Origin of the sequence: Paractinoplanes hotanensis, assembly GCF_023717965.1 — a bacterium.
Lineage (GTDB): Bacteria > Actinomycetota > Actinomycetes > Mycobacteriales > Micromonosporaceae > Actinoplanes > Actinoplanes polyasparticus.
The window spans coordinates 133,087-142,334 of record NZ_JAMQOL010000013.1 but is presented as its reverse complement, the minus strand read 5'-3'; the positions used below and the strand labels follow the sequence as shown (position 1 = coordinate 142,334).

The 9,248-nt window shown below is 70.3% G+C and carries 8 protein-coding genes; 4 read left to right on the top strand and 4 right to left on the bottom strand.

Features of this window, described 5'->3' with window-relative positions; translation table 11 throughout:
• Nucleotides 1-327 precede the first annotated feature (327 nt).
• The 3 genes from LXN57_RS11340 to LXN57_RS11330 all read left to right on the top strand — a co-directional run bounded on the left by LXN57_RS11340 (nucleotide 328) and on the right by LXN57_RS11330 (nucleotide 4,107).
• Nucleotides 328-1,770: an alpha/beta hydrolase gene (locus LXN57_RS11340; RefSeq protein ID WP_251798004.1), complete on the top strand. Its 1,443-nt coding sequence runs from the start codon at nucleotides 328-330 to the stop codon at nucleotides 1,768-1,770.
• A 98-nt stretch (nucleotides 1,771-1,868) separates the two neighbouring features.
• Complete coding sequence (locus tag LXN57_RS11335; RefSeq protein ID WP_251798003.1) at nucleotides 1,869-3,206, top strand: DUF2252 domain-containing protein; 1,338 nt, start codon at nucleotides 1,869-1,871, stop codon at nucleotides 3,204-3,206.
• 142 nt (nucleotides 3,207-3,348) lie between these two features.
• Complete coding sequence (locus tag LXN57_RS11330; protein WP_251798002.1) at nucleotides 3,349-4,107, top strand: helix-turn-helix domain-containing protein; 759 nt, start codon at nucleotides 3,349-3,351, stop codon at nucleotides 4,105-4,107.
• Between the two features lie 17 nt (nucleotides 4,108-4,124).
• Here LXN57_RS11330 and LXN57_RS11325 read toward each other — a convergent pair whose 3' ends face one another.
• Nucleotides 4,125-4,505, bottom strand: a complete 381-nt coding sequence (locus tag LXN57_RS11325; RefSeq protein ID WP_251798001.1) for a helix-turn-helix domain-containing protein — start codon at nucleotides 4,503-4,505, stop codon at nucleotides 4,125-4,127.
• A 230-nt stretch (nucleotides 4,506-4,735) separates the two neighbouring features.
• Between LXN57_RS11325 and LXN57_RS11320 the strand changes: the two genes are divergently transcribed.
• Nucleotides 4,736-5,482, top strand: a complete 747-nt coding sequence (locus LXN57_RS11320) for a GOLPH3/VPS74 family protein (protein WP_251798000.1) — start codon at nucleotides 4,736-4,738, stop codon at nucleotides 5,480-5,482.
• A 113-nt stretch (nucleotides 5,483-5,595) separates the two neighbouring features.
• Here LXN57_RS11320 and LXN57_RS11315 read toward each other — a convergent pair whose 3' ends face one another.
• The 3 genes from LXN57_RS11315 to LXN57_RS11305 are packed head-to-tail and all read right to left on the bottom strand — an operon-like array spanning nucleotide 5,596 to nucleotide 9,065.
• Entirely contained in the window at nucleotides 5,596-7,878 is a 2,283-nt protein-coding gene (locus LXN57_RS11315) for a heavy metal translocating P-type ATPase (RefSeq protein WP_251797999.1), read from the bottom strand.
• Nucleotides 7,879-7,890: 12 nt separating this feature from the next.
• Complete coding sequence (locus LXN57_RS11310; RefSeq protein ID WP_251797998.1) at nucleotides 7,891-8,856, bottom strand: DUF8832 domain-containing protein; 966 nt, start codon at nucleotides 8,854-8,856, stop codon at nucleotides 7,891-7,893.
• Between the two features lie 2 nt (nucleotides 8,857-8,858).
• Entirely contained in the window at nucleotides 8,859-9,065 is a 207-nt protein-coding gene (locus LXN57_RS11305; protein WP_251797997.1) for a heavy-metal-associated domain-containing protein, read from the bottom strand.
• Nucleotides 9,066-9,248 lie beyond the last annotated feature (183 nt).

Here is a 9,248-nt window from a genome sequence, read left to right as displayed (position 1 = left end):
GGGGGGCCCCCCCGGGGGGGGTGGGGCCCCCCCCCCCCCGGGCGGGGGCCCCCCCCCCCCCCGGGGGGGGGCCGGCCGGCGCCCCCCCCCCCCCCCCCCCCCCGGGGGGGGGGGGCACCACCGCGGTCGCGTCCCCTGGATGGGGGTCCAGGGGACGCGACGAACATCGCTCTGCGACCTCATCGCGTCAGGGAGCGCATCAGCCCTTCCAGATCACGTTCCCCGTCGACCGTCTGGACACCCTTGACCATGTTGTGAGAACAGGGCTTCCACTGGATCCCACAGACCTTTTTGTGGGGGAGTCAGATGCGAAGAACCTTGTCAGTCATGCTCGTTTCCGCGGTTGCGGCGATGTCGGTGGTGTCGGTCCTGGGAGCTTCCCGAGCGACGGCGCACAGCGGGTTGAAGTGGGGTCCGTGCCCCGCCGACAGCGCGCTGCCCGGACTGGAATGCACGACGGTCCAGGTTCCCCTGGACTATCGGAAGCCGCAGGGGCGGCAGCTCGACGTGGCGGTCTCCCGCCTGCCGAGCAAGGACCCGTCGCAGCGCCGGGGAGTGCTGGTGACCAACCCGGGCGGTCCCGGCGCCGGGGGACTGATCTACCCGGGCCTGCTCGCCGGCGATCTGTCGCCGCAGCCACTGCCGCGCAGCGTCCAGGACCAGTACGACGTGATCGGATTCGACCCCCGTGGTGTGGGCCACAGCTCGCCGGTGTCCTGTGACCTGACACCGGAGCAGATAGCGCGGCGCAACCTCTGGTACCCGGCTGACGCGGCCGGCGTACGGAAGGACGCCAAGATCGCGAAGGCGATCGCCCGGCAGTGTGCAACATCGGAGACGGCCGCGCTGCTGCCCCACATCACCACCGCGAACACCGCAAGGGACATGGACCGCATCCGCGAAGCGCTGGGCGAGCCGAAGATCTCTTACCTCGGCACGTCGTACGGTACCTACCTCGGTGCGGTCTACACGACGATGTTCCCGAAGCGCAGTGACCGGTTCGTGCTCGACAGCAACCTCGGCCCCGGTGGTTACGACGTCACCGCCATGCGGAGGTTCGGTCCCGGCCTGGAGGACCGGTTCCCGGACTTCGCGAAGTTCGCCGCCGCCAATCCCCAGTACGGGCTGGGCACGACCCCGAAGCAGGTGCGCGCGAAGTTCTTCGACCTCGCCGCGCGGCTGGAGAAGTCACCGATGCGGGGCTTGGACGGTTCGTTGTTCCGGGGGATCACATTCGACCACCTCTACAGCGACGCGAGCATGCCCACCCTGGCCGCGATGTGGAAGGCGCTCGACACGAACCAGCCGATGCCTCCCGAGCCGCCACCGGCGAATGTCGACAACGTCATCTCCAGCCGCCTACATGTCATCTGCGCCGACTCGAAGTGGCCGAGTTCCGTGCGCGATTACCAGCGAGCCGTCGAGGTCAACCGGGTCAAGTACCCGTTGATCGGTGCCGCCGCGGCCAATATCGGTCCGTGCGCGTTCTGGCCGTCCCCGATCGAGCGGCCGGTGCGCATCGGTGGCCGAGGGCCGTCGAACGTGCTTATGGTCCAGAACCTTCGCGACCCCGGGACCCCGCTGGTCGGCGCCCGCGAGCTCAGGAACGCCTTCGGCGCCCGGGCGCGGATGGTCACGGCCGATCAGGGTGGCCACGGCGCTTACCTGTTGTTCGCCAGGAACATGTGCGCCAACAACACGGTGACCACCTTCCTGACCACCGGGCACCGTCCGCGACACGACGTCGCCTGTCCGGCCGAGCCCCGCTGAATCGGGCCCACCGCTCCTGCGGACCTTCGCGCAACAGACCCAGGAAAGGCTGACGCATGACGAGCGCATCAGTCGTACGTGTTCGTGCAGCAGAGACCATGACCGCCGACTACCGCGACGGGCGCCGTGCGCGTAAGCGTGCCCCGCGACGAGCCGCGACGCTGTGGGATCCCAGCGTCCGTCACCTGAGTGCTCTCGAGCGGCTGCGGGCGCAGGAAGCCGTACGCGATCCCGCGCTTCTGCCGTTGCGGTATGCCCGGATGGCGTCCTCGCCGTGGACCTACCTGCGCGGCGCGGCCGCCGTGATGGCCGCTGATCTCGCGGCGGCGCCGCACTCGGGTTTGACGGTTCAGATGTGCGGCGACGCGCACATTCTCAATTTCGGGCTCTGGGCCTCGCCGGAGCGACAGCTGCTCTTCGACGCCCGCGATTTCGACGAAACCCTGCCGGGGCCGTTCGAGTGGGACCTCAAGCGCCTTGCGACGAGCATCTATGTGCTCGCGGACTCGGAGCAGCTCGGCGGCACATGCGCCGAGGAGGCTGCCACTGCCGCGGTGGATACGTATCGCACGGCGATGCGAAGGTACGCCGAGATGGGCGAGCTGGATGTCTGGTACGACCGGATCACCTCGGACGTGCCGTTGCGAGGTCTGACTTCGGAATTCGCCGAGGCCGCCTTCCGTGCGATCGAGAAGCAGTCGAGAAAGCGGACGCATCACGGGGTGGCACGGCAACTCGTTTCCGAAGAGGGTGGGCGGCGCCACATTTCCCTGGACCCGATGAAACGCATCGACGAAGGATTGAGCCTCGAGCAGCGGGTCCGAGCCTACGAGCAGGTCTACGACACCTACCTGGCCTCGGTCTCACCCCACCTGCGCCGGCTCGTCCATCGATTCAAGCGAGTCGACTCCGTACGGCAGATCGTCGGCGTAGGCAGCGTCGGCATGCGTGTCTGGCTGCACCTGCTGGAAGGCGACAGCGGCCGGCAGCCGGTCTTCTCGCAGGCCAAGCAGGCGACGGCATCGGTGTACGAGGAGTTCCTGGGCCCCAGCGAGTTCGTGAACCACGGCGAACGCGTCATCGTCGGCCAGCGACTCATGCAGTCGGCCAGCGACATCTTCCTCGGCCACATGCGCGTCGACGGCTACGACTACTACGTACGCCAATACCGCGACATGAAGATCATTCCCAGCGGCCGGCAGATCGCGGGATATCTGCCCCAGTTCGCCGCCGCCTGCGGTCACGCGTTGGCGAAATCGCATGCCCGCAGCGGCGAACCCGCAGCCATCGCCGGCTACCTCGGCAAGGGCAACGCCTTCCGGGCCGGCATTTTGCGCTACGCCCGCGACTACGCCGGGCAAACCCATGCGGATCACGCCGATCTCCTCACCGCGATCGCCGACAACGAGGTCACGGCAGCCGAACGAGCCTGGTAGGGACTGTCTGCTCCCGGACCCCACCAGCGAGGAGCCAGGTTGTGAACCCGTTTCGGCCTTCGTACCCACCGGAATTGATGTGCTAGCTTCCCCGGTAAGGACCGCCCGGCACGTGCCTGGTGTGATCCGGAAAGGGGCTGACGTGGCCTGGAGCACCCAGGAGCTCGCCGAGCTGGCCGGCACCACAGTCAACACGATCCGGCACTACCACCGGGTCGGTCTGCTCGAGGAGCCGGAGCGCCGGCACAACGGATACAAGCAGTACGGCGTACCGCATCTGGTCTGCCTCCTGCGTATCCGGCGTCTGGTGGAGCTCGGGGTGCCGCTGTCCGAGATCGGTGTGGCCAGGTCGAACGGCGATGTCCCGCCGGAAGTGTTGCGCCAGGTCGACGCCCAGCTCGCCGCCGAGATGGAACGCCTGCACGCGGCCCGGGCCGACATCGCCGTCCTGTTGCGCGACGGCGCACCGGCCGACACCCCGGCGGGTTTCGAGTCGGTCGCGTCGCGCCTGTCCGAGGCCGACACCTCGCTCATCCACGTCTACACCCGGCTGTACGACGAAGACGCCATGAAAGACCTGAAGCGCATGGCGGAGAACGACACCGACCCGGTCAACGCGGAACTGGACGCCCTGCCGCCGGACGCGGACGAGGCCACCCGGCAGGACGTGGCCGAGCGGCTCGCGCCGATCATCGCCCAGAACCTCAACGACTACCCGTGGCTGAACGATCCGGCTGGTCGCCTGTCCAAGAGCAAGAACGTCAGCATGCAGACCTTCACCGACGCCGTGGTCTCGCTCTACAACACCGCACAGATCGACGTGCTCACCCGGGCCAGCCTCCTCGCGCAAGAGCAACGGCGCTTGGCCGAGCCGGACGAGGACGACGCCGGCACCGATTGACCTCCGGGCGGGCGGGCTCAGAGCGCGGTGCCGCCCGAGGCGTCGGTGACCTGGGGGCCATCCGCGTCGGCCGGCACGCCGTCGCGCAGAATGGCCGCGATTTCGGAGCGGGCTCTGCGCAGGCGCTCGGCCTGTGCCGCCAGGCCGGCATCGACTTCGCGCAGCACCTCCGGGGCGAGGGCCCCGCCTGAGCCGACCACGCCGATCCGGGACAGCGAGACGCCCACCTCCACGAGTCGCCGGATGCGGAGAAGATTGACGAGATCCCGTGCGCCGTACTGCTTGTATCCGTTCTGCCGGCGCTCCGGCTCCTCGAGCAGGCCGAGCCGGTGGTAGTGCCGGATGGTGTTCACCGTGGTGCCGGCGAGTTCCGCGAGCTCTCGGGTGCTCCAGGCCACGTCGGCTCCTTCTCGCTTCGCAGTCAAGTGTTCGACCCGCAGTCGACATCCTGTGCCCACCACACGGTCAAGTTCGGCCGTGCTCCCGCGGACCGGAGTGATCGCTGACCGCAGCGAGGCGATCTCAGCGGCCGACCTACTTGACTCTGTGCCGGGAACACGGTCTTCAATAGCCGGAACGTAGATCCCACCCTTGAGCGGCCCACCGCGTCGATGTGAGAGGGGGCACGGTGGCTGAGCGAACCCACGAACCCGCGCTCGGGCCGGCGATCCTGGCTGAAGATCTCCTGCTGCTTCTGTTCCAGCCGGAATCGCCGGCGCGGGACATGGGAGTCGTCGTCGGTGAGAGCACACTTTCCGACGTCCTTGCGGGGGCGGTGCTCGCTGATCTCGGGCTCGGCCAGCAGGTGCGAATCCTGCCTGGCGGGGGCGGGTCGACCAGGGTGGAAGCCGTCGCGCATCGTCCGCCGGCGGACGACATTCTGCGGTCGGCCTGGGATTACCTCGCGGCCGGGCCCAAGGGGCTCCAGGCTGCTGTCGCCGCGATCGGGCCGGCCTTGCGCGGCGCGCTGCTCGACCGGCTCGTCGAACGCGGGGACATCCGCCGCTCCAGCCGCACAGTGCTCGGGCTGGTCCCGGTGGAGGTTCTGGAGGACGGCGGAACCGGACGCCGGGACGGGCTGCTTTCCGGCGTACGGTCCGTGCTTGTCGACGGTGTGGAATCGCAACCGCGACTGGCCGCCCTCGCGGCTCTGCTGTCGGGAAGCGGGACGCTTCCGCAGTTCGGCCCCGGGATCCCCTGGACCGCCTCCGTGATCGCCCGCGCCATGAAGATCGAGCAGGAAAGCGGGGGAGCCGAAGCCGCGGCCGAAGCAATCGCCCGCACGATCGCCTCAGCCATCGACAGCGCCGGCATGGTCGCCGCCACCGCCGTCCCGACTCGGCAGTCGCACGGACCCTCGGGTTCCGCGGGGTGAGCGCCGTCTGATCGGCCCGTGCCGGCAGGTCGCGGGATCAGGCCGGCCGAGGGCCGATGCTGTCAGCACAGCATCCGCCGCCGGCAGGTCGGCGGGCCGGCACGGGTCGGTGGCTACCGCGTCGCCCGGGACGAAGGCCGGGCCGTCGTGCCGGTGAAGCGGCGCAGTCGGAGGCTGTTGCCGACGACGAAGACCGAGGAGAACGCCATCGCCGCGCCGGCGATCATCGGGTTGAGCAGACCGGCCGCGGCCAGCGGCAGCGCGGCGACGTTGTAGGCGAAGGCCCAGAAGAGATTGCTCTTGATGATCCGCAGCGTGCGCCGGGACAGCCGGATCGCGTCGACCGCGGCGAGCAGATCCCCGCGGACCAGAGTGAGGTCGGACGCCTCGATGGCGGCGTCGGTGCCGGTGCCCATGGCCAGCCCGAGGTCGGCCTGAGCCAGCATGGCGGCGTCGTTGACGCCGTCCCCGGCGGCGGCGACGACCTTGCCCTCGGCCTGCAGCCGCTTGACCACGTCGACCTTGTCGGCGGGCAGCACCTCGGCGATCACCTCGTCGATGCCGGCCTCGGCGGCCACCGCCCGGGCGACGGTCTCGTTGTCGCCGGTGAGCATGATCGGAGTGAGGCCGAGCCGACGGAGGCCGGTCACCGCCTCGCGGCTGGTGGGCTTGACCGCGTCGGCCACGGCGAGGACGCCGCGTGCCGTGCCGTCCCAGCCGGCGACGACAGCGGTTCGCCCGGCCTGCTGCGCGGTGATCACGGCCTGCTCGACCTCGGCGGGTACGGCGTACCCGCGCTCGCGGAGCAGTTGTGGCCTGCCGACCAGTACCGTGTGGCCGCCGACGGTGCCGGTGACGCCCAGGCCTTCCAGGTTGGCGAAGCCGCTGACCGGCGGCAGCGGCGACTTCTCGGCGCCGGCGCGGGCGATGGCCTGCGCGATCGGGTGCTCCGAGGCGGCCTCGACGGCGGCCGCCAGTCGCAGCAGCTCCTCGCGGTCCTGCTCGGCGGCCGGGGTCGCGTCGATCAGGGTCATCCGGCCGGTGGTGACGGTGCCGGTCTTGTCGAGCACGATGGTGTCGACCGTACGGGTGGACTCGAGCACCTCGGGTCCCTTGATGAGGATGCCGAGCTGGGCGCCACGACCCGTGCCGACCAGCAGCGCGGTCGGCGTGGCCAGGCCGAGCGCACACGGGCAGGCGATGATGAGCACGGCCACGGCGGCGGTGAACGCGGCCGTCCAACCGCTGCCGGTGCCCACCCACCAGCCCAGTGTGGCGACGGCGAGGCCGAGGACGATCGGCACGAAGACGCCGGAGATCCGGTCGGCGAGACGCTGGGCGGCGGCCTTGCCGGTCTGTGCCTGCTCGACCAGCGTCGCCATCTGCGCGAGCTGCGTGTCGGCGCCGATCCGGGTGGCCCGCACGACCAGCCGCCCGCCGACGTTGACGGTCGCGCCGGCCACGGTGTCGCCGGGGCCGACCTCGACCGGCACGGATTCGCCGGTGAGCATGCCGGCGTCGACAGCGGACGCGCCGTCCTCGACGACGCCGTCGGTGGCGATCTTCTCGCCCGGCCGGACCACGAACCGGTCGTCGACCGCTAGATCGGCGACCGGGATGCGCTGTTCGGCGTCGTCGCGCAGCACGGTGACGTCCTTGGCGCCGAGCTCGAGCAGGGCGCGCAGGGCGGCGCCGGCGCGGCGCTTGGAGCGGGCCTCGAAGTAGCGTCCGGCCAGTATGAACGCGGTCACACCGGCCGCCGCCTCCAGGTAGATGGCGCCGGAGCCGTCGGTACGGGAGATGTCGAAGGTGAACGGGTGCGTCATGCCCGGCCTCCCGGCCGTGCCGAAGAACAGGGCCCACAGCGACCAGCCGAACGCCGCCAGGGTACCCAGCGACACCAGGGTGTCCATGGTGGCGGCGCCGTGCCGCAGGTTGGTCCAGGCCGCCTTGTGGAAGGGGAGGCCGCCGTAGACGACGACCGGCGCGGCCAGCGTGAGCGACAGCCATTGCCAGTAGGTGAACTGCCAGGCGGGAACCATCGCGAGAACGATGACGGGGACGCTGAGCGCGATCGCGGTGAACAGCCGGGTTCGCAGGGCGCGCAGCCCGTCGGCAGGCTCGGATTCCTCGGCGGGCGCGTCGGCGGCCGCGGGCGGTGGTGGCAGGACGGCGGTGTAGCCGGTCTTCTCGACCGTGGCGACCAGGTCGTCGGGCGTGACGTCGCCGGCGTACGCGACCGAGGCCTTCTCGGTGGCGTAGTTGACCGTGGCGGTGACGCCGTCCATCCGGTTGAGCTTCTTCTCGATCCGCGAGGCGCAGGAGGCGCAGGTCATGCCGCCGATCGACAATTCGATCCGGTTCGGCGCCTGCTGCAGCGGCCGGGCTGTCGCCATGGACGCTCCTCCTTACTCGTGGGTGTGGCCGTCGGCGCCGTGCTCGGACGAGCTGGGCGCCGGTGCGGGTGTCGGTGGGGACGTGACGTCGGTGTCCGGTACGGCCGGACCGGCGACCGCGGTGAACTCGGCGGTGCGTACCTTGCCGGCGTGCTGGAAGTCCAGGTACAGCCGGTAGGCGCCGGCCGAGGGCACGTCAGCGTGGAACGTGATGCCGGGCCCGGCCGGGGTACGCCCGTCACCCGGGATTCCGTCGGGGTGCACGTGCAGGTAGGCCAGGTCGCCCTCGCGCAGCGCGACGAGGTGCCCGTAGGCGCCGAGATAGGGCTGCAGATCGGTGACGGGCTTGCCGTCCTTGCTCACCGACAGGGTCAGTCGGGATGAGGCGCCGGGCTGTAGCGCGCCGGTCAGGGTGACGGTGTAGCCGTCCACCGTCGAGGTGTTTCCGGCGGGCGGTAGTGGCCGGGGCTGGTAGTCGCCCGGTGCGGGTACGTCCGCTCCCAGGGTGAGCCCGTCCGGGCGTCCGGCCGGCTGGAAGTCGGCGAAGACGCGGTACTGACCGGGAGCCGCCACGGCGAGCGGGACCGACCAGGTGCCGTCGGCCGACAGGCTCGGATGAAGGTGCTGGAAACCGGACAGGTCGCGGCGCACCACGATGAGGTGCAGATCCTTGTCATGGCTGGTGGTGTAGGCGGTCACCGGTGTGTTCCCGGGCCCGAGCACCTTGAACTGGAACGTTCGCGGGCTGCCGGTGGACAGCCGCTCCGTCAGCGGTAGCAGCCGGTAGCCGTCCTCGCTGACCTGCAGTCCGGCGGGCAGTGTCTGCTGGTTCGGGGCCTCGCCGTCGGTGTCGCTGTGTTGGGCGTGGGTGGCGGCGGGCGCCGGTTCCGGGCCGACGGCGCGGCCAAGGCCCAGGGCGGCGGTGAAGACGACCGCCAGTCCCAGGCCGAAGGCGCCCAGTCGCGCTGGAGTGTTCACGGTTACCTCGCCAGCTCGTAGCCGGCCTCGTCGACGGCGCCGGCGATGGCGTTCCCGTCGACGGGCTGGTCGCTGGTCACGGTAACCGAGCCCGAGCTCAGGTCGACCTGTACGTCGGTGACGCCCGGGATCCGCCTGATCTCGGTGCTGACCGAGTTGACGCAGTGCGCGCAGGTCATGCCGGTCACGGTGTAGCTCTCGGTCGCCATGGCGGGCGGTCTCCTCGTCTGTCGTGCCGTGGTGCGCTTCAGCGCCGCGCACAAGGACTATACCTCTACCCCCCAGGGGTATCAAAGAGGCGCGTCGCTTGGCCCGCTGCAGCTCGTCGTGGCACGCTCAGCCGGACCTCACCGCGGGCGTCCAAGGTGACTGTTGGTGCTGCACCGGACGAA